Raw genomic sequence first — 20219 nt, 5'->3', positions numbered from 1 at the left:
AGGCGCTTGTCAGCGGAGTACATCGGGGCCAGTGGGCCAGCCGGGCAACTTGGCAAATCCACGCACAAGGCCGGATACAAGGCAGCAGCCGACTTCTTCACGACACGATGCGGGTTAATGCCTATCGCCGGGAGGCATCCATACAAGCGCCCATGAGTCTCGCGAAGATCCTCGTCGCCCAGGGGGGCGGCCCCACCGCCGTCATCAACCAGAGCCTGGTCGGCGTCGTGCTGGAGGCGCGCCGCCAACGTGGCGTGGGCCTGGTCTATGGTGCCCGCCACGGCGTGCGCGGTATCGTCAACGAGGACTTCGTCGACCTGACGCAGGAGACCAGCCACAACCTGGAGCTGGTGGCCTCCACCCCCGCCTCGGCACTGGGCTCCACGCGCGACAAGCCGGATGCTGCCTACTGCCACGAGATCTTCACGGTGCTGCAGGCCCATGGCATCACGCACTTCTTCTACATCGGCGGCAATGATTCGTCGGACACCGTGCGCATCGTGTCCGAGGAAGCCGCCGCGGCGAACTACCCGCTGCGCTGCATCCACATCCCCAAGACCATAGACAACGACCTGGTCGGCAACGACCACACGCCCGGCTATGCGTCGGCCGCGCGTTTCGTGGCCCAGGCCTTTGCCGGCGCTAACCTCGACAACGCGGCCCTGCCCGGCGTCTACGTGGGCGTGGTCATGGGCCGCCACGCCGGCTTCCTGACCGCCGCTGCGGCGCTGGGCAAGAAGTTCGACGACGATGGCCCCCACCTCATCTACCTGCCCGAGCGCAGCTTCGACACCGAGCAGTTCCTGCGCGACGTGAAGGCCGCGCACCAGCGCTACGGCCGCTGCGTCATCGCCGTCAGCGAGGGCATACACGACGCGTCCGGCACCCCCATGCTCTCCAGGCTGGCTGGCGACCTTGAGCGCGACGCCCACGGCAACGTGCAGCTCAGCGGCACCGGCGCGCTGGCCGATCTGCTGTGCGAGGAGATCAAGGCCAAGCTGGGCATCAAGCGCGTGCGCGGCGACACCTTCGGCTACCTGCAGCGCAGCTTCCTCGGCTGCGTCAGCGACGTGGATGCGCGCGAGGCCCGCGAGGTTGGCGAGAAGGCCGTGCAGTACGCCTTCCACGGCGACCGCGACGGCTCGGTCGCCATCAAGCGCGTGGGTTACTACTCGGTGGACTACGAGCTGCTGCCGCTGGCCGCCGTGGCCGGCAAGACGCGCACGATGGAGGATCACTTCATCTCCGAGGCCGGCACCGACGTGACCGACGTCTTCCGCCTCTACCTGCGCCCGCTGCTGGGCTCGGGCATGCCGGACGCCTACCGGTTGCGGCCCAACCCGGTGGCCAAGGTGCTGAAGCGCTGAGCGGCGCTCAGCCCGCCGCCTCGGCGACGCGCTGACGGAAGAACTGTGCGCGCTCCTCGCCGGCCGTGGCCGCGATGCGCGTCGCGGCTTCGTCCAGCCAGGCCAGCAATCTGGATTCACTGTCCACCTCGCGCGCGCTGTCGCGCAGCTCGGCGTCACGGCCGGCCAGCATGCGGCCGACGAGGTCGAGGGCGAACATCTTGGCGCGCATGAGGCGGCGCAGCTCGTCGTCCGGCGCGGTTGCGGACCGCAGCACGGCCGCGGGCAGCGGCGCCTGGGCGGCGCCAATCAGCCCTTCCCCCTGCAGCCGCTCCAGCGCGTCGCGGCCCAGGCCCAGCGAGCGCGCCACCTCGTGCAGCGCCGCGACGTTGCGTCGGCCGTCGACGCTGATCAGCAGCATGCGCAGCGCCGGCGGCAGCGTCCGGCGGGGGGCGGCGAGCAGCGCGCGGGCGCGGTCGGTCTTGGTCGGGCAATAGGTGTCGTTCACGGCGGCTCCGGCAGTCGGGCGCGATGATCGGCAGCGGGTTCAAACCCTTGATGACGGAACGGTTGCACCGCCCCCGCGATGCGATGGCCGGCCCGTCGGGCGTGAAATCCGTCGCGTGGCGCGAACTCAGGGCTTGGGCTTGATGAGTCGCGGGTGCCACTCGTTGACGGCCAGCAGCGCCGCCGAGCCGAAGTGCTTGTGCAGCTCCGCCACCATCTCGCCGTTGACGATGACGGGGTCCGTGTCCACCGCCTTGCGCGCCGCGTCCAGGTCCGATGTTGCGAAGATGAAGAGCCCGCGAAGGCCCTCCACGCCGTCCAGCGGGCCCGCGTAGACCAGCAGGCCCTCCTTGGCCAGCCGGCCCATGTTCGCGAAATGACCCTTGAACATCTCGTCGCGCGCCGGCCCATCTGGCATGCGCTTGGGCCCGGTCTTCAGCAGCACCAGCACATAGGGGCGCAGGCCCTGCTCGTTGGCGCCCCAGGCCTGCGCCTTGGCGGCGTCATAGACGGGCGGCTCCTGGGCCCGGGCGGACAGGGAGGCGAGCAGCGCGAGGGCGCAGGCGGACAGCAGCTTCATGGTGTGGCGGCGCGACGGTCGTGGTGCGAGGATTGAACCGCAACCCAGCTTCCCGGAGACCACGATGAAACCCACCCCGCCCGGACGGCCACGCTTGTCCTCGGCCGTGTACTGCGAGAACGCGCGCGAGGCCATCGCCTGGTACCAGCGCGCCTTCGGCTTCACCGTGGAGATCGTTGTCGATGCGCCCGACGGCAGCGTCATGCACAGCGAGCTGCGCTACGGCGAGGCCATCGTCATGGTGTCCGAGGGCGGAGCTGCGCGCGCGGCCCGCTTCGGCGTGACGGGTCGCGCGCCCAGGCTGCTGGGCGGTGCCAACACGCAGGCGCTGTTCCTCTACGTCGACGACGTCGACGCCCATTGCGCCCAGGCGCGCGCGGCCGGCGCCCAGGTCACCTACGAGCTGACGGAGAACGACTACGGTGCCGAGTACTGGACGGACCGCAGCTATGGCTGCGTCGACCCCGACGGCCACCTCTGGTGGTTCAGCCAGCGCCTGCGCAACCCGCCGGGCGGCTGAGGCCGCCGTACCGAATAAGACTTGCCACGCCCATGTCGAATCTTCTGCATTTGTAGTACTACAAATGTAGAAAGTCGCCATGGATGAAGAAACGGGAGCGGGCGGGGTCTCGCTGAGCGATCTGCAACTGAGCCTGATGCGCGCGCTGTGGGCGCGCGGAGAGGCCAGCACGGCCGAGGTGGCCGAGGCCTTGCGCGGCGAGCGCGACCTTGCGTACACCACAGTGGCCACGCTGCTGACGCGGCTGGAGAAGCGCGGCCTGCTCGCCAGCCGGCGCGAGGGCCGGGCGCTGCTCTACACGCCGCGGGTCAGTGAGGCCGAGGTGCAGCGCTCCATGGTGGGCAGCCTGCTGGACAACCTGTTTTCCGGCCGGGCCAGCGCCCTGGTCAGCCATCTGCTGGAGTCGCGTGGAGTCGATGCCAAGGAACTGGCCGAGCTGCAGGCGCTGCTGAAGCAACGCAAGGGAGAGACACGATGACCGATGCCCTGCTGACCTGGCTGTGCAGCTATCTGCTGCACAGCAGCCTGCTGATCGGAGGCCTGTGGGCGGCCGAACGCGCCGGCCTGCTGGCGAAACTGGCCACGATGACGCAGGAAGGGCTGTGGCGCCTGGCCCTGCTGGGCGGCCTCGTCAGCGCCAGCCGGCCCATGGTGTCCCTGGTGCCCGACCCGCCCGGCCCCGTCGCCCCCGCTGCCATCGCTCACTAGCCAGCGACTTCCGTGGCGGATGTCCGGCCCGCCCGCGTCGAGGCGGCGCCGGCCACGCCGCCCACGGCCCAGCTTGGTGCGCTGCCGCTGTGGCCACGAGGCTGGCGCCAAGGACGCACGACCTGGCCGTCGGCTTTGTTCTGCTCTGGCTGCGCCGAGCCGTGCGCCGGCTGCCAGGGCTGGACGATATGCGCTGGCACAGGCTCGCCGCGCAGCGGGCGGCCGACCTGGGCGTACCCCTGTCCGCGCTGCGCAAGGCCCGCCCCGGCTGGGCCAGCCCATTGCTGGCGCCGGGCCGCGTGCTGTGCCTGCCTGGTGCCAGGCGCTGCCCGGCGACGAAGCCTGCACGCCGTTCGCCATCAGGTACGGAGACCTTCTTGCAACGAGGCATCTTCATGAGCAGTGCGGCCCTGGCCGCCGCATCGACGGCCGCCGTGGCGGCGCCGGAATCCGAGGCCGCCGCCATCGAGGCCTGCGCGCGCGACTGCATCGAGGGGTGGTATGCCGGCGACGCGGCACGCATGGAGCGCTCGCTGCATCCCGAGCTGGCCAAGCGCATCGTCAGGGCCTGCCCGATGGCCGCGGCGAGTTGCAGAGCATGGGCGCGATGGACCTGGTGCAGTCCACGCGGGCCCGGGCCGGCAAGCCCGAGACGGGCAAGCGCGCCGACGTGAGGATCCTCGACGTCTTCGGCCGCACGGCCAGCGTGCGCGTCGATGCCGAGGCCTGGATCGACTACATGCACCTGGCCCAGATCGAGGGGCGCTGGCGCATCGTCAACGTGCTGTGGGAGCTACGCGCCTAGCCGGCCCGCTTTGCCAGCACGGCGCGGGCCACGCGCGACACGGGCGGGCGGCCCAGCACGTTGGAGATGAAGGCGCCGGCGTCGACCAGCTTGTCGAGATCGATGCCGGTGCTGATGCCCAGTCCGTCGAGCATGAAGACGACGTCCTCGGTTGCGACGTTGCCCGTCGCGCCCTTGGCATAGGGGCAGCCGCCAAGGCCCGACACGCTGGCATGGAAGCCGTGCACGCCCAGCTCCAGGCTGGCGTAGATGTTGGTCAGCGCCTGGCCGTAGGTGTCGTGGAAATGGCCCGACACCTCGGCCAGCGGGAAATGCTTTAGCGCCCGCTCCATCGCCGCCTGGACCCTGCGCGGCGTGCCGATGCCAATGGTGTCGGCGATGTCGATGGCGTCCACGCCCAGCTCGCGCAGCGGCTTCACGACGGCCTCGACCTGATCGGCGGTGATCTCGCCCTCGTAGGGGCAGCCCAGCGCGCAGGAAACCGCCGCGCGCACCTTGAGGCCCGCCGCATGTGCGCCTTCAATGACCGGCGCGAAGCGCTCCAGGCTCTCGGCGATGGAGCAGTTGATGTTCTTCTGCGTGAAGGCCTCGCTGGCAGCCGTGAAGACGAGGATCTCGTCGGGCCTGGATGCCAGCGCCGGTTCCAGCCCCTTGGTGTTGGGTACCAGCACCGAGTAGCGCACGCCCGGCTTGCGCTCGATGGCGGCCATGAGCGCTGCGTTGTCGCCCATCTGCGGCACCCACCTGGGGCTGACGAAGCTGGTGACCTCGATCTCCTTCAGGCCGGCGTCCTGCAGCATAGACACCAGTTGAGCCTTGTGCTCGGTGGAGACGCTCTCCTTCTCGTTCTGCAGCCCGTCGCGCGGGCCGACGTCGAGGATCGTGACGTGCGAGGGCAGGGCCATGATCAGGCCTCCAGCTTGAGGAGTTCTGCGCCGTCGCCGACCTGGTCGCCCACAGCGAACAGCAGTTCCGCCACGGTGCCGTCGCGCGGCGAGGAGATGGTGTGCTCCATCTTCATCGCCTCCATGACGGCCAGCGGCTGGCCCTTGGTGACGCTGTCGCCGGCCTGGGCGAGGAAGGCGATCAGCTTGCCGGGCATGGGCGCGGTCAGCCGGCCGCCTTCGCCGGGCGCGTCGCCAGCATGGGCGATGACGTCCACTTCGGTCAGTACCGCCGAGCCGTTCGCGCCAAACACGGCGACGCGTTCGCCCCGGGCATAGGTCTTCACGCGCAGGCGCTCGCTGCCGAGGAAGAGCTCGTGCGTCTCGGCGTCGGCCGACTGCACGGCGAACTCGATCGCCTCACCTTGCACCGTCAACGTCATGCCGCCGCGGTGATGACGCGACAGCAGCACCTCGTGATGCGAGCCGCCGGCCTCCAGATCGAAGCGGCGCATGGCCGAGCCGAACAGCCGGAAGCCGTCGCGGGCACTCCACGGGTCGCGGTCCTGCGTCATGCCCTCGACGGCCAGCGTGTGGGCGACGACGGCGGCGGCGCCGACGCGCAGCGGCAGGCCGGGCTGGTCGAACAGCACTGTCTTCTCGCGCTCGATGAGGCCGGTGTCCAGGTCGGCGCCGGCGAAGGAGGCCGTTGCCGCGCAGCGGCGCAGGAAGGCGACGTTGGTCTGCAGGCCCACGATGTGGGTGTCGCGCAGCGCGGCGTCCAGCCGGGCCAGCGCCTGCGCGCGGTCCTCGCCCCAGACGATGAGCTTGGCGATCATGGAGTCGTAATAGGGACTGATCGCGTCGCCCTCGCGCACACCGGCGTCGATGCGCACATCGCCGCGCTGGAACGCGACGTGAGCCGGCCAGCGCGCCACATCCAGCGTGCCGGTGGCGGGCAGGAAACCGCCGTCCGGGTTCTCGGCGCAGATGCGCGCCTCGATGGCATGGCCCTGCATGCGCAGCTCGGACTGCTTGAGCGGAAGCGACTCGCCGGCGGCGACGCGCAGTTGCCACTCCACCAGGTCCTGGCCCGTGATGGCCTCGGTGACCGGGTGCTCGACCTGTAGCCGCGTGTTCATCTCCATGAAGTAGAAGCGGCCGTCCTGCTCGGCGATGAACTCCACCGTGCCGGCGCCGACATAGCCAACCGCCTTCGCGGCGGCCACGGCGGCCTCGCCCATCTGGGCGCGGCGCTCCGGTGTCATTCCGGGCGCGGGCGCTTCCTCGAGCACCTTCTGGTGGCGGCGCTGAACCGAGCAGTCGCGCTCGAACAGGTAGACGCAGTCGCCGTGCGAGTCGCCGAAGACCTGGATCTCGATATGGCGCGGGCGCTGGACATAGCGCTCGATCAGCACCGCGTCGTCTCCGAAGCTGTTGATGGCCTCGCGCTTGCACGAGGCCAGCGCGGCGTCGAACTCGTCGGCGTTGTGGACCGCGCGCATGCCCTTGCCGCCGCCGCCGGCACTGGCCTTGATGAGGACGGGGTAGCCGATGCGGTCGGCCTCGCGCTTGAGCAGGGCGGGGTCCTGGCCGGCGCCGTGATAGCCCGGCACCAGCGGCACCTGGGCCGCCTCCATCAGCCGCTTGGACTCGGCCTTCAGGCCCATCGCCAAGATGGCGCTGGGCGGCGGGCCGATGAAGACGACGCCGGCATCGGCACATGCCTGGGCAAAGGCCTCGTTCTCCGACAGAAAGCCATAGCCAGGGTGAACGGCTTCGGCGCCCGTGGCCTTGGCGGCGGCCAGGATGCGCTCCCACTGCAGATAGGAGTCGCGCGGCGCCGGGCCGCCGATCAGGATGGCCTCGTCGCAGGCCTTGACGTGCCGGGCGTCGGCGTCAGCTTCGGAATAGACGGCGACGGTCTGGATGCCGAGGCGCTTGGCTGTTGCCGCAACCCGGCAGGCGATTTCGCCGCGGTTGGCGATCAGGATCTTCTTGAACATTCGGGGTCTCCTCAGCCGTCTTCTTGTGGATTCGGGATCGGGACGCGCCGTGGGTTGGTAGGCCGCTGGCGCGCGATGTTGCAGGGGTCAGTGCGTGCAGACCTGCACCTTGGCGGCCGCTTCCGAAGGCGTCAGCTCGGCCTCGGTCGAGCAGCGCATGCCCAGGCGTTCCAGCAGCGCGCGGTCCTTCTCGGCCTGCGGGTTGCTGGTGGTCAGCAGCTTGTCGCCGTAGAACATGGAGTTGGCGCCAGCCAGGAAACACAGCGCCTGCATGGTTTCAGGCATCTCCTCGCGGCCGGCCGACAGGCGCACCATGGCGCGCGGCATGGTGATGCGGGCCACCGCAATCGTGCGGATGAACTCCAGCGGGTCCAGCGGCGCCGTGCCGGCCAGCGGTGTGCCTTCGACCTGCACGAGGTTGTTGATGGGCACGCTCTCGGGGTAGGGATCGAGGTTGGCCAGCTGCACGATGAGGCCGGCGCGCTGGCGGCGCGTCTCGCCCATGCCGACGATGCCGCCGGAGCAGACCTTCAGGCCTTGCGCACGCACGCGATCCAGCGTGTCGAGGCGGTCCTGGTAGGTGCGCGTCGTGATGATCTGGCCATAGAACTCAGGCGCCGTGTCCAGGTTGTGGTTGTAGTAGTCCAGCCCCGCTTCCTTCAGCTGCTCGGCCTGGCCGTCTTCCAGCATGCCGGCAGTCAGGCAGGTCTCCAGGCCCAGCGCCTTGACCTCGGAAATCATCTCGCCGATGGCGTCCAGGTGGCGCGGCTTGGGCGAGCGCCAGGCGGCGCCCATGCAGAAGCGGGTCGCGCCATTGGCCTTGGCGGCGCGCGCCGCTTCCATGACCTCCTCGAGCGGGATCAGCTTCTCGGCCTTCAGGCCGGTGTCGAAGTGGGCTGACTGCGGGCAGTAGGCGCAGTCCTCCTCGCAGCCGCCGGTCTTGATGGACAGCAGCGTGGACAACTGAACCGCGTTGGCGTCGAAATGCTCGCGATGCACCTGCTGCGCGCGGAACAGCAGGTCGTTGAAGGGCAGCTCGAACAGCGCAGCGACCTCGGCAACGGTCCAGGGCTTGGCCTGGCGGCGGTCGGCGTCGGTCGTGGGGGTGAGGGTCTGGATCTGGTTCATGCGGAAGCCACCAAGGGGGAAATGTCGAGACGCGCCGGCGCGGCCAGCGGGTCGGAAAGTCGGGGCAGATGCCCGAGGCAGGGCGCCTTCAAGCCAGCCTGCAAAGAGGCCAGATTGTCGGCGACATGGGGTTGCTGGACGTCGACGGTGTTGGCCACCCAGGCGACCAGCGTCAGGCCGCGGGCGCGGATGGCTTCTGCTGTCAACAGTGCGTGGTTGATGCAGCCCAGGCGCAGGCCCACCACCAGGATGACGGGCAGGTCGAGGTCGACGGCGAGGTCGGCCGTGTCCCAGGTGTCGGTGAGCGGCACGCGGAAGCCGCCAACCCCTTCTACCAGCGCGATGTCGGCCTTGGCTGCCGTGGTGCGGATGGCCGCCAGCAGCGCGTCGCGGTCGATGGCACCGCCTTCGAGCCGGGCGGCGATATGAGGCGCGCAGGGCTCGCGGTACTGCAACGGGCCGACCTCGGTGTCGGCCAGTCCCAGGTTCTGCGCGGCCATCAGGGTGGCGACATCTTCGTTGACCCAGCGGCCGTCGACGAGCTCCTGACCTGCCGCCAGCGACTTGATGGGCGCCACACGCAGGCCGCGCAAGGCCAGAGCGCGGGTCAGTGCGGCGGTGACAAAGGTCTTGCCGATCTCGGTATCGGTACCTGTGATGAAGAAGCCTCGGCTCATGCAGCCTGCTCCTGTGCCGCCGCGGCGCGGCCCAGTGCGGCCAGCAGCGCGTCCACATCGGCCACGGCATGCGTCGCGCACAGCGTGATGCGCAGCCGAGCGGTGCCGTCGGCGACCGTCGGCGGGCGTATGCCCGGCACTCGCAGGCCAGCGCTCTCCAGCGTGGCGGCCAGGGCCATGACCTCGGCGTTGCCGCCGACGACAAGTGGCTGGATGGGCGTGGTGGCGTCGGTCAGCGACCAGCCCAGGCGCGGGTGGCGGTCGATCAGCGCCAGCAGGCCATCGCGCAGCCGCGCCTGCAGCGCGACGAGGTGGGCACGGCGCGCGGCGCCCAGCGGGCCTTCGATGAGCGCGAAGCTGGTCAGCAGCGCATGCTCGATGGCCGGCGGCGACGCGGTCGAGAAGATGAAGTTGCGCGCGGCCTGCAGCAGGTAGTCGACGATGGTGGCGTGGGCCGCGACGAAGGCGCCCGCAAGACCGGCGGCCTTGCCCAGCGTGCCGACAAGGATGAGGCGTTCACTGCGCAGGTCGAAATGCTCCAGCGAGCCGCGGCCGTTCTCGCCCAGTACGCCGAAGCCGTGGGCGTCGTCGACGATGAGCCAGGCATCGAATTCCTCCGCCAGCGCCAGCAGGCCCGGCAGGGGCGCGAGGTCGCCGTCCATGCTGAACACGGCGTCGGTGACGATGAGGCGGACCTTGGCAGTACTGGCGGTGAGCGTCGCGCGCAAGGCCGCGAGGTCGGCATGCGGGAAGCGCGTGACCTTGGCCTTGGCCAGGCGCGCGGCGTCGATCAGCGACGCGTGATTGAGCTGCTCCGAGAAGATCTCGGTGTGCTCGTCACCCAGCGCCGTGACGACGGCCAGGTTGGCCATGTAGCCGGTGCAGAAGCCGATGGCGCGAGCCTGCGGGATGTGCGGCGCGTACCAGCGTGCGAGCGTGTCGGCGACGGCCTCGTGCGCGGCGCTGTGGCCGCTGACGAGTGGCGACGCCCCCGAGCCACCGCCCCAGCGGCGCGCGCCATCGGCGAGGGCTTCGGCAATCGCCGGTTCGGCGGCCAGGCCCAGGTAGTCGTTGGAGCAGAACATCAGCAGCTCGCGGCCGTTGATGGTCTGTCGCGGTGCGGTGCCGCTGTCGGCGCGGCGCAGCGAGCGCGTCAGGCTCTGCGCGGAGATGGCGTTGAGCTTGGCGCTCAGGTGATCAAGCAAGGACATCGTTCAGCGTCGCCGTCACGGCACGGGCCAGGAAGGCCGCGGTCGCGTCGTCGATCAGGTAGGGGGGCATCAGGTAGACGGTCGAGCCGATCGGTCGGATCAGCAACTCATGCGCGCGCGCCGCGAGGTGGAAGCGCTCGGCGAAGCGGGGTGGGGCTTCAGGCACATCGAAGGCCAGGATCATGCCGCGTTGGCGCAGATGGGTCACGCGTGGGGCCAAGGGCGCGAAGGCGCGGGTCAGGCGCTCGGCCTGCTCGCGGTTGGCGTCGAGCTGGCCGGCGTCGAAGCGGTCCAGCACGGCATTGGCCGCGGCGCAGGCCAGCGGGTTGCCGGTGTAGGAGTGCGAGTGCAGGAAGCCGCGCGTGACGTCCTCGCTCCAGAAGGCGGCGAACACGTCGTCGGTTGTCAGCACCAGCGACAGCGGCAGCGTGCCGCCGGTGATGCCCTTGGACAGCAGCATGAAGTCGGGCCAGTCGGCGCCGGTCTGTTCCCACGCGAAGAAGGTGCCCGTGCGCCCACAGCCCACGGCGATTTCGTCGGCGATCAGGTGTACGCCGAACTCGCGCGTCAGCTCGCGCAGGCCCTTCAGGTAGCCGGGCGAGTACATGACCATGCCGGCTGCGCCCTGGATCAGCGGCTCGACGATGACGCAGGCGATATGCGCATGCCGCTCGGCCAGCAACGTGCGCATCGCGGCCAGCGCCTGGGCCTCGTTACCCAGCCGCGCGTCGGGCGACGCGACGATGTGCGCGTGCATCAGCAGCGGGTCGTAGGCGTCGCGGAAAACCTGCACGTCGGTCACGCTGAGCGCGCCCAGCGTCTCGCCGTGATAGCTGTTCTTCAGGCAGACGAACTCGCGCTTGTCGGCCTGGCCGCGGTTCTTCCACGCATGGAAGCTCTGCTTCAGCGCGATCTCGACGGCGCTGGCGCCATCGCTGCCGAAGAACACATGGCCCAGCCGGCCTTGCGTGCGTGCGGACAGCCGCTCGCCCAGCCGCACCGCAGGCTCGTGCGTGCAGCCGGCCAGCATCACGTGGGGCAGCGTGTCGAGCTGGGCCTTGATCGCGTTGTGCAGGGCCGGGTCGCTGTGTCCGAACAGGTTGACCCACCAGGACGAGTTGGCGTCGAAGTAGCGGCGGCCGTCGGTGTCGATGAGCCAGGGGCCATCACCGCGGCCGATGGGCAGGGGCGGCACGTCGGCCAGGCGGGCCATCTGCGTGCAGGGATGCCAGACGGCCGCGCGGCTGCGGCTGGCGAGGTCTTGGGAGGAGGTCATGCGGGAGAGGGTCGGCGTACGCGGCGGAGCAGCGCGCGCAGGAACTTGAAGCAAAGCCAGATCAGCGTGGCCATGACGGCCAGCGCCAGCGCCAGCAGCGGGAAGAAGATGAGGGGGTGCGCCCAGGCCAGCCACAGCATGGTGGGTACGGCCACGTCGCCCAGCAACGACAGGCCGATGTTGGAGAAGGGTTCAGGCGAAGCGTTGACCGCCGCGCGCGTACTGGCCTTGGCCGCATGCGCCGTGGCCGCCAGGCCGCCGCCGATCAGCGCGGCGACGACGGTCCAGGCCTCGCCATGGTCGCCAGCCCAGCCGCTGACGAGGCCTGCTACCAATGCCGCGCCGGCGGGGATGCGGACCAGCGTGTGCAGCCCATCCCAGGCGCTGTCGACCAGCGGCACCTTGTCGGCCAGGAACTCGACGACGGCCAGCGCCGCGGCACACGTCATCACCAGAGGCGAGGCCAGCACCTGCAGGCCCGGCGGCAGCGCGATCCAGCCCCAGTGCCCCGCGATGCCGACCAGCAGCACCGTCAGGTACAGGCGCAGCCCGCTGGCCCAGCCGAGGGCGGCGGCCAGCGCGAGCAGGTGGACGGCGTCGAGATGGTTCACTGCGGCAGCCAGCTCGGCTTTGACTTGCTCAAGAAGCTCTGTACGCCCTCGCGCCCCTCCGCGCTGGCGCGGATGTCGGCGATGCGGCGTGCAGTGTCATCGCGCAGCGCCGGCGTGATCTCCCGGCCGGCCACGTCCTTGACGAGGCGTTTGCAGGCACGCGCGGCGGCGGGCCCGTTGGCGCAGATGGCGGCGGCGAGTTCATCAACCTTGGCGTCCAGCGCGTCGGCGGCGACGACTTCGTGCACCAGACCCAACTGGTGCGCCTGGGCGGCGGAGAAGCGCTCGGCCGTCACGAAGTAGCGCCGCGAGGCCTGCTCTCCCAGCGCCTTGACGACATAGGGTCCGATGGTGGCGGGCAGCAGGCCCAGCCTGGCCTCGCTGAGGCAGAAGCCCGCGGCATCCACCGCGACGACGATGTCCGCGCACGCCGCCAGGCCCACACCGCCGGCGTAGACATCGCCCTGCACGCGCGCAACGACCGGCACCGGGCAGCTGTAGATGGCCCACAGCATGTCGGCCAGCTTGGTGGCATCGGCATGGTTCTCGTCCCAGGAGTAGCCGGCCATGGCCTTCATCCAGTTCAGGTCGGCGCCCGCGCAGAAGGCCTTGCCCTCGGCGGCGAGGACGATGGCGCGCAGCGTGGGGTCCTGGCCCAAGGTGGCAAAAGCCTGCGTCAGCTCGGCGATCAGTGCCTCGTTGAAGGCGTTGCGGACCTCGGGTCGGTTCAGCGTGACGCGGGCCACATGGCCGTCGCGAGTCAGCGTGAGGTGTTGGGTCATGGGGTGGTCCTGACCACGGTCTCGTCGACCGCGTAGAGATGGCAACTGACGGGAGTACCGTCGTTGCCGACGTTGCGCTGGCACAAGGCAAGGGCGCGCGAGAGGGCGTCGTCGCCCTGAGCGTAGCCCCAGCGGCCCTCACCGTCGATCGCGAAGGCGCGCGGCATCCTGGCGGCGAGGAACTTCTGGAAGCCGGCCAGTTGCTTTGCGCCGGACCCGACGGGCGCGCTGGCATCGCCGGCCAGCGGCTGACCCGGAGCCGGCACGGGAATGGCGCCTGGCTGGCTGAAGCCCAGCGGCTTCAGAAACTCGTCGACCAGCGGCTGCCAGATGTCGTTGCCGTCGGTGAAGAGCCTATGACCATCGGCGCCGAAGGCTGGCAGCAGGCGCAGGTCCACGTTGCCGCCGCCTTCTGCATAGGCGCGGGCCCAGCGGCGGGCGTAGCTGGGGCCGAAGAACTGGTCGTTCTCTGCATAGACCCACAGCGTGGGCGTAGGTGGTGTCGTGCGGGCGTTGGCCTCGGCATAGAAGCGGTAGAGCCGGCGCAACTGGTCGCTCTGGCAGGGCGCGCCGGGATGTCTCTCGGGGCTGCCGCCGTGGCCGCCGGCGAAGTTGATGGCGGCGACCTGGCCGGGCGCATGGGCCGAGGTGGCCCCGATGGTGGCGATGCCGCCTACCGACACGCCGACCAGCACTGTGCGGCCGGCGTCGATGTCGGCCTGACGGCCCATGAACTCGCGCACCGCCAGGATCTGCTGGGCTGCTGCCTGCAGTGCGCTGCCATAGCGCGGCGCGTCGCAGGACACGCTGGACTCCGGGTCGCCCGCCTCGGCCAGTTCGCCGTAGCCAAGGCGCAGCGGCACGGCGACGGCAAAGCCCTTGCGCACGAAGTAGCGCGCCGCCGATTCGAAGCGCGGGCGCTTGTAGGCGGCACGTTGGTCCGAACTGCGACCATGGCTGATGATGGCGAGCGGGAAGGGGCCCGGGCCGGCCGGGCGGAAGGTCGTCACCAGCAGCTCGCCCAGCACGGGTTTGCCGAAGGGGTCTTCCACGCGCGCCGGCACGCGCACGATGGCTTCACGCACATCGGCCTGCAAGCGCTCGGGGGCCGACGCGGCCGGTGCAGGCGGCTGCGCGGCCGCCAGCGCGCTGCCGGCGAGCAGGCTCGCCAGCAGCCAGGGCTTCAGCCGCTTCATGCCGTCGTCTCCGGCCCCAGCGCCTTGACCATCAGCACGCTGGCGTAGGTCTTGCCGCGCCATTGCACGCCGCCCGCGGCGGTGTAGCCGCGGCGCTCGTAGCGGCGGCGCAGCGCGGCGGCGGGCTCGGCGGTGTCGAGGGCCAGCTGCGCGAAGCCCTGTCCTCGGGCCCAGGCCTCGGCGGCGTCCATCAGCTGCTCGCCCAGTCCCAGGCCGCGGCAGTCCGGGTGCACGGCGAGCTGGGACAGTATGGCCGTGCCCGGCGTGGTGTACAGCGGTGGCGGCGGGTCGACGATGTAGGCCTCGCCGGCGGGTTTGGGGCCGCGCACGGCCACGGTGCCGACGAGGCGACCATTCAATTCGGCGACGAAGCCCTGGGCGCCGGCCAGGCGGTCGCGCGTGACGTCCACGGTCTGGTCCACGCCGGTGAAGTTCCAGCCCTGGGCGGCCAGGCTGGCGTAGGACGCGTGCAGCAGCCGGGTCAGTTCTTCGAGCGAGTCGCTCGTGCGCAGAGGCCGGATATCCATCACATCCGGAACACGCCGAACTTGGTCTCGGGGATGGGCGCGTTCAGCGAAGCCGACAGCCCCAGCGCCAGCACGCGGCGCGTGTCTGCGGGGTCGATGACGCCATCGTCCCACAGCCGCGCCGACGCGTAGTAGGGATGGCCCTGGTCCTCGTACTGCTGGCGGATGGGTGCCTTGAAGGCCTCTTCCTCTTCGACGCTCCAGGAGCCGCCCTTGGCCTCGATGCCATCGCGGCGGATGGTGCTCAGCACGCTGGCGGCCTGCTCGCCGCCCATGACCGAGATGCGCGCGTTGGGCCACATCCACAGGAAGCGCGGTGAGTACGCGCGGCCACACATGCCGTAGTTGCCGGCACCGAACGAGCCGCCAATGATGACCGTGAACTTGGGCACCTGCGCGCAGGCCACCGCCGTCACCATCTTGGCGCCGGCACGGGCGATGCCCTCGTTCTCATACTTGCGGCCCACCATGAAGCCGGTGATGTTCTGCAGGAACACCAGCGGGATCTTGCGCTGGCAGCACAGCTCGATGAAGTGCGCGCCCTTGTTGGCGCTCTCGGCGAACAGGATGCCGTTGTTGGCGACGATGCCCACCGGCATGCCCTCGATGTGCGCGAAACCGCAGACCAGCGTGTTGCCGTAGCGGGCCTTGAACTCGTCGAACTCCGAGCCGTCGACGATGCGGGCGATGACCTCGCGCACGTCGAAGGGCTTGCGCGTGTCGGTCGGGATGACGCCGTGCAACTCGGCCGGGTCATGCGCCGGCGCCTTGGGCGCCTGCATGGCGAGCGGATTCGCTTTCGACCAGTTCAGCCGTGCGACCGAGTTGCGGGCGAGGGCCAGCGCGTGCGTGTCGTTGTTGGCCAAGTGGTCGGCCACGCCGGACAGGCGGGTGTGCACGTCGCCGCCACCCAGGTCCTCGGCCGTGACGACCTCGCCGGTCGCGGCCTTCACCAGCGGCGGGCCGCCCAGGAAGATGGTGCCCTGGTTCTTCACGATGATGGTCTCGTCGCTCATCGCCGGCACATAGGCGCCGCCGGCCGTGCACGAGCCCATCACCACGGCGATCTGCGGGATGCCTTGCGCGCTGAGGTTGGCCTGGTTGAAGAAGATGCGGCCAAAGTGGTCGCGGTCGGGGAAGACCTCGTCCTGGTTGGGCAGGTTGGCGCCGCCGCTGTCCACCAGATAGAGGCAGGGCAGGCGGTTCTGCTGCGCGATCTCCTGCGCCCGCAGATGCTTCTTGACGGTGATGGGGTAGTAGGTGCCGCCCTTCACGGTGGCGTCGTTGCACACGATCATGCAGTCCACGCCCGACACGCGGCCAATGCCGGCCACGACGCCGCCACCGGGGGCCGCGTTGTCGTACATGTTCAGGCCAGCCAGCGGCGCCAGTTCGAGGAAGGGCGTGCCCGGGTCCAGCAGCATCTCGACGCGATCGCGGGGCAACAGCTTGCCGCGGGCCTGGTGCTTGGCGCGCGCGGCCTCGCCGCCGCCTGCCGCGATCCTCGCGAGCTGGGCGTTGAGGTCCGTGATCAGCTCGCGCATCGCGTCGGCATTGGCCTTGAAGTCGGCCGAGCGGGGGTTGAGCTGGGTGTTCAAAACCGGCATGGTGGCTCCCGGCAAGCCCTGCTTAAGCAGGGCTCAACTTATTGAGTGGCGGCCTCGTGAGCCGCGTGAGGTGCGCCAGAATAATGCAGGGTGAACCCGGATGCAATGGCGACTTGAGTGTCACTCAAGAATTGCGCAGAATGCTGTTCAGATGAACCTCGCAAGCGCTGTCCCGCAACGCCGTGCGCCCGCTGGCCCCAAGGCCGAGCAGCGCGTGCGCGACATCCTGCGCGTGGGCCGCGAGGTGTTCGCCGAGCGCGGCTACGAGCGCGCGACGACGACCGAGATCGCGCAGCGCCTCTCCATCTCCGAGGCCACGGTGTTCACCTATTTCCGGGGCAAGCGCGAGCTTTGCATGCGCGTCATCCAGGACTGGTACGACGAGATCATCGCCGCCATCGAGGCCGATCTGCCGCGCCAGGCTTCCGTGCGCGAGCAGCTGGAGTTCATCGTGCTGACGCACCTGCGCCTGTTCCTGATCCAGGGAACTGGGCTGTGCGCGCTGGTGCTGTCGGAGGGCAGGACCAAGGGCCAGGACCTCGGCGAGGGCTTCGTCGAGCTGCAGCGCCGCTATACGGTGCCGTTGATGGAGCTGCTGGCCCGCGGCCAGGAGGCCGGCGAGGTGCGGCGCGACATCCCGCTGAGGCTGCTGCGCTCGCTGGTCTTCGGGCCGATGGAGCACATGCTGTGGGAGGTGGTCATCACCGGCCGGCAGATCGACGTGGAGGCCAGCGCGCGCGACCTCGTCGCGCTGCTGTGGCCGGCCCTGCAGGCGCCCGATCAGGAGCTGCAGCGGCTGCGCCAGCTGCGCGCGCAGTTGCAGCTCGTCCTCGCGCAGGCCTGATCCCGGGCCGCCGGGCGGCCTGCATGGAAATGCCGACTTCGGCAGCGTGAAGCGAAATTACAACAGCCTGATTTCCCATAAGAGACGTTCCGGCAACGTTGCAAATAACTTCTTTACGCAGGGGCGACAGGCCGCGCCGCGGCAAAGGTCCAGCCGGACCCATGAACAGCCCTGTCTACATCAGGAGAGAGTTTTCATGCAACACCGACCCACCCGGGTAGCGCTGGCTTTGCTGGCGGCAGGTCTAGCAACGACCCAGGCCGGGGCGCAGAACGCCCCCGCGCAGCCGCACCTTGAGCGCATCACGATCACCGGCTCGTCGATCAAGCGCGTCGAATCCGAGACGGCCCTGCCCGTCACCGTGATGACGCGCGACCAGATCGAGAAGACCGGCGCGACGAATGTCGAGGACATCCTGCGCCGCATCGGCGCCAACACGGCATTGCAGTCCGACACGACTCAGGGCGCGGGCTACGCGCAGAGCTTCGCCAACCTGCGTGGCCTGGGGCCCAACTCCACCCTCGTGCTGCTCAACGGCCGGCGCCTGGCCAACTTCGCCTTCGGCTCCATTGGCGGCAGTTCCTCCGTGGACCTGAACAGCATCCCGTTTGCCGCCATCGACCGCATCGAGGTGCTGCGCGATGGCGCCTCGGCCGTCTACGGCACGGATGCCGTCGGTGGTGTCATCAACTTCATCACCCGCAAGGACTACGACAGGGGCGAGCTGACGCTGAAGTACGGCGACACGGAGAAGAACATCGGCGGCAAGGAGACGGGCGCGTCCATCGCCTACGGCATGGGCGGCCTGAAGACGGACGGCTACAACCTGCTGCTGACCGGCAACATCAAGAAGCAGACCAAGATCCGTTCCATCGACCAGAAGTGGTATCTGCGCGGCCTCGACGAGATCCCCGGCTCCGATCCCCCGACCTCCGGCCGCTCCTTCCCCGGCCGACTGGTCGACTTCAACATCACACCGGGCGCCTATCCCAACGCGGGCGCGAACTTCAGCCCTTGCGACCCGGACTACAACGTCCTGCAGACGCGCTCCACGACGACGCCCAACGGCACGCCGATCAAGCGCTGCCGCTTCATCTTCCCGGCTACTCAGGAAAACCTGCCCGACACGACCAAGAGCGATGCCTTCGGGCGGCTGACCCTCGACCTCGGCCAGGAGTCGCAGCTCTTCTTCGAGGGCAGCTACGCGCGCAGTCATTCGATCGGCCGCGTCGCGGCCGTGCCCATCGATTCGGCTGCCGGCCACGTGAAGCCCGACGGCACCTATCCGTCCTTCGCGCTGCCGATCACGAGCAAGTATTTCCCGCGCGACCTGCTGCTGAGCCTGGGCTACAAGCCTGCGGACTTCGACACGCTGGGCGGCGGCTTCACCGAGATCGCGATGCGGGCCGTGCCCGTGGGGCCGCGGACGAACGTCACGACGAACGAGCAGACGCGCTTCGTGGCCGGTCTGACCGGTACCGCGCGCGGCTGGGACTACGACGCCGGCCTGACGATGTCGCAGGCCAAGGGGGCGCTGGACTATTTCAACTACCTGCACGAGGGGCGCTTCATCGCCGAGCTGTCCACCGGCGTCATCAACCCCTTCGGCCCGCAGGACGCCGCCGGCACCGCCGCATTGGACCGCGCGCGCATGGAAGGCCCGATGCGTCGCTCCAAGAGCACGACCTATGCGCTCGACGCCAAGGCCAGCACCGAGCTGATGGCCATGGCCGGCGGACCGATGATGCTGGCCGTCGGCACCGACCTGCGCAAGGAGAAGGCCGACGACCGCGCGGTCAACAAGGACTACGAGCTGGGCCTGCACATCGGCGGCGAGGGCACCGTGCCCAACACGATAGCCTCGCGCAGCATCTACGCGGTGTTCGGCGAGCTGTCCATGCCGTTCGCGAAGGGTTTCGAGGCGACGGTGGCCGCGCGCTACGACCACTACAACGACTTCGGCAACACCTTCAACCCGCGCGCCGCGCTGCGCTATCAGCCGAGCAAGGAGGTGCTGCTGCGCGCCAGCGTCGGCACGGGCTTCCGGGCGCCGACGCTGTGGGACGTGCACAGCCCGACGGCGTTCACGAACACGGCCAACTCCCTCAACGACCCCGACTGCCCGAAGAACCAGGCCGGCGACCCGCGCTGCGAGACGCAGTTCAACGTGCGCCTGTCCAGCGATCCCGGCCTCAAGCCCGAGAAGTCGCGGCAGTACGCGTTCGGGGCCGTCTTCGAGCCGGTGCGCGGCATCTCGATCGCGATCGACTACTGGAACATCCAGAAGAATGACCAGATCGGTGCCATTGGTGGCGACGCCATCATGTCCGATCCCGCGCTCTACAACACCTACAAGTCACGCATCCATCGCCTGGCCAACGGCTTCATCAGCTACATCGAGACGCCTGTCGAGAACCTGGGCGAGCTCCAGACGAACGGCATCGACCTCGACATGAAGGCGAGCTGGGGGTTCGGCGAATGGGGCAGGCTGGGCGCAAGCTTTGCCGGCACCTATGTCAACCTGTGGAAGCAGCAGAACGGCAAGGGTACGCCCTTCGTGTCCTATCAGGGCACGGCCGGCGACGGCGCGGGCGTGCAGCCGGTGCCCAAGTGGCAGCACACGCTGGGCCTGGACTGGAACCTCGGCAACTGGAACGTCACGCTGGAGAACGTCTTCGTGAAGGGCTGGACCGAGTCCGCCGGCCTGGTGGATGCCAACGTCGGCGTGGACGTCGAGCACAAGGTCAAGGACAGCAGCCGCTGGAACATGGCCGTTGGCTGGAAGCCCATGCCGGCGCTGGCGCTGCGCGTGGGCGCCCGCAACCTGCTGAACCAGGACCCGCCGTTCACGGCCGTGTCCAGCTACGGCTCGCACGTGTCCGGCTATGCCGGCTCCTTCGTGGATCCGCGCGGGCGCTTCTGGTACCTGAACGCGACCTACCAGTTCAAGTAAGTCGCGACTATTGCCGACCGGGAAGGGGCTCAGTTTTGAGCCCCTTTTTGC

At 69.4% G+C, this 20219-nt stretch carries 20 protein-coding genes; 7 read left to right on the top strand and 13 right to left on the bottom strand.

Annotated elements, in window-relative coordinates:
- Positions 1-152: 152 nt before the first annotated feature.
- A complete protein-coding gene (locus JOY88_RS10015; RefSeq protein WP_293502120.1) occupies positions 153-1367 on the top strand; it encodes a 6-phosphofructokinase in 1215 nt (404 codons plus the stop codon).
- A 7-nt stretch (positions 1368-1374) separates the two neighbouring features.
- Here the strand turns inward: JOY88_RS10015 and JOY88_RS10010 are convergent, their stop codons facing one another.
- Positions 1375-1854: a hypothetical protein gene (locus JOY88_RS10010; RefSeq protein WP_293502119.1), complete on the bottom strand. Its 480-nt coding sequence runs from the start codon at positions 1852-1854 to the stop codon at positions 1375-1377.
- Positions 1855-1980: 126 nt separating this feature from the next.
- The gene (locus tag JOY88_RS10005) at positions 1981-2433 is read right to left on the bottom strand and encodes a YciI family protein (protein WP_293502118.1); all 453 of its coding nucleotides are present in this window, start codon (positions 2431-2433) and stop codon (positions 1981-1983) included.
- Between the two features lie 64 nt (positions 2434-2497).
- Here JOY88_RS10005 and JOY88_RS10000 point away from each other — a divergent pair, with 64 nt between their 5' ends.
- The 4 genes from JOY88_RS10000 (at position 2498) to JOY88_RS23205 (ending at position 4466) form a co-directional block, all read left to right on the top strand.
- A complete protein-coding gene (locus JOY88_RS10000) occupies positions 2498-2953 on the top strand; it encodes a VOC family protein (RefSeq protein ID WP_293502117.1) in 456 nt (151 codons plus the stop codon).
- Between the two features lie 79 nt (positions 2954-3032).
- Complete coding sequence (locus JOY88_RS09995) at positions 3033-3431, top strand: BlaI/MecI/CopY family transcriptional regulator (protein WP_293502116.1); 399 nt, start codon at positions 3033-3035, stop codon at positions 3429-3431.
- A complete protein-coding gene (locus JOY88_RS09990) occupies positions 3428-3661 on the top strand; it encodes a hypothetical protein (RefSeq protein ID WP_293502115.1) in 234 nt (77 codons plus the stop codon). Before JOY88_RS09995 ends, JOY88_RS09990 begins: the two co-directional genes overlap by 4 nt.
- A 19-nt stretch (positions 3662-3680) precedes the next feature.
- Positions 3681-4466 (top strand): nuclear transport factor 2 family protein, encoded by a 786-nt coding sequence (locus tag JOY88_RS23205; protein ID WP_293502114.1) that lies wholly within the window; start codon positions 3681-3683, stop codon positions 4464-4466.
- Here the strand turns inward: JOY88_RS23205 and JOY88_RS09980 are convergent.
- The 11 genes from JOY88_RS09980 to JOY88_RS09930 form a co-directional block, all read right to left on the bottom strand.
- Positions 4463-5371, bottom strand: a complete 909-nt coding sequence (locus JOY88_RS09980; RefSeq protein ID WP_293502113.1) for a hydroxymethylglutaryl-CoA lyase — start codon at positions 5369-5371, stop codon at positions 4463-4465. The genes JOY88_RS23205 and JOY88_RS09980 overlap by 4 nt on opposite strands.
- 2 nt (positions 5372-5373) lie before the next feature.
- Complete coding sequence (locus JOY88_RS09975; protein ID WP_293502112.1) at positions 5374-7356, bottom strand: acetyl-CoA carboxylase biotin carboxylase subunit; 1983 nt, start codon at positions 7354-7356, stop codon at positions 5374-5376.
- Between the two features lie 87 nt (positions 7357-7443).
- Positions 7444-8484 carry a biotin synthase BioB gene (bioB, locus tag JOY88_RS09970; RefSeq protein WP_293502111.1) on the bottom strand — a complete coding sequence of 347 codons (1041 nt, stop codon included), beginning with the start codon at positions 8482-8484 and terminating at the stop codon, positions 7444-7446.
- Positions 8481-9161 carry a dethiobiotin synthase gene (bioD, locus tag JOY88_RS09965; RefSeq protein ID WP_293502110.1) on the bottom strand — a complete coding sequence of 227 codons (681 nt, stop codon included), beginning with the start codon at positions 9159-9161 and terminating at the stop codon, positions 8481-8483. Before bioD ends, bioB begins: the two co-directional genes overlap by 4 nt.
- Complete coding sequence (locus JOY88_RS09960; RefSeq protein ID WP_293502109.1) at positions 9158-10372, bottom strand: 8-amino-7-oxononanoate synthase; 1215 nt, start codon at positions 10370-10372, stop codon at positions 9158-9160. Before JOY88_RS09960 ends, bioD begins: the two co-directional genes overlap by 4 nt.
- Positions 10359-11648 (bottom strand): adenosylmethionine--8-amino-7-oxononanoate transaminase, encoded by a 1290-nt coding sequence (gene bioA / locus JOY88_RS09955; protein ID WP_293502108.1) that lies wholly within the window; start codon positions 11646-11648, stop codon positions 10359-10361. Before bioA ends, JOY88_RS09960 begins: the two co-directional genes overlap by 14 nt.
- Positions 11645-12259, bottom strand: coding sequence for a DUF4126 domain-containing protein (locus JOY88_RS09950; RefSeq protein ID WP_293502107.1), 615 nt, complete (start codon positions 12257-12259; stop codon positions 11645-11647). The genes bioA and JOY88_RS09950 overlap by 4 nt, the downstream gene beginning before the upstream one ends.
- Positions 12256-13041, bottom strand: coding sequence for an enoyl-CoA hydratase/isomerase family protein (locus JOY88_RS09945; RefSeq protein ID WP_293502106.1), 786 nt, complete (start codon positions 13039-13041; stop codon positions 12256-12258). The genes JOY88_RS09950 and JOY88_RS09945 overlap by 4 nt, the downstream gene beginning before the upstream one ends.
- The gene (locus JOY88_RS09940; protein WP_293502105.1) at positions 13038-14237 is read right to left on the bottom strand and encodes a dienelactone hydrolase family protein; all 1200 of its coding nucleotides are present in this window, start codon (positions 14235-14237) and stop codon (positions 13038-13040) included. The genes JOY88_RS09945 and JOY88_RS09940 overlap by 4 nt, the downstream gene beginning before the upstream one ends.
- The gene (locus tag JOY88_RS09935) at positions 14234-14764 is read right to left on the bottom strand and encodes a GNAT family N-acetyltransferase (RefSeq protein ID WP_293502104.1); all 531 of its coding nucleotides are present in this window, start codon (positions 14762-14764) and stop codon (positions 14234-14236) included. The genes JOY88_RS09940 and JOY88_RS09935 overlap by 4 nt, the downstream gene beginning before the upstream one ends.
- Positions 14764-16371 carry a carboxyl transferase domain-containing protein gene (locus JOY88_RS09930; protein WP_293502103.1) on the bottom strand — a complete coding sequence of 536 codons (1608 nt, stop codon included), beginning with the start codon at positions 16369-16371 and terminating at the stop codon, positions 14764-14766. Before JOY88_RS09930 ends, JOY88_RS09935 begins: the two co-directional genes overlap by 1 nt.
- A gap of 151 nt (positions 16372-16522) precedes the next feature.
- On the opposite strand from JOY88_RS09930, the gene JOY88_RS09925 reads away from it, so the two are divergent.
- Positions 16523-17215, top strand: a complete 693-nt coding sequence (locus JOY88_RS09925; RefSeq protein WP_293502102.1) for a TetR/AcrR family transcriptional regulator — start codon at positions 16523-16525, stop codon at positions 17213-17215.
- A 196-nt stretch (positions 17216-17411) separates the two neighbouring features.
- On the top strand, positions 17412-20168 hold the full coding sequence (locus JOY88_RS09920; RefSeq protein ID WP_293502101.1) for a TonB-dependent receptor plug domain-containing protein: 2757 nt from the start codon (positions 17412-17414) through the stop codon (positions 20166-20168).
- Positions 20169-20219 lie beyond the last annotated feature (51 nt).

The sequence above is a fragment of the Roseateles sp. genome (assembly GCF_019237615.1).
GTDB lineage: Bacteria > Pseudomonadota > Gammaproteobacteria > Burkholderiales > Burkholderiaceae_C > Pelomonas.
This window is presented reverse-complemented; position numbering and strand designations above follow the sequence as displayed.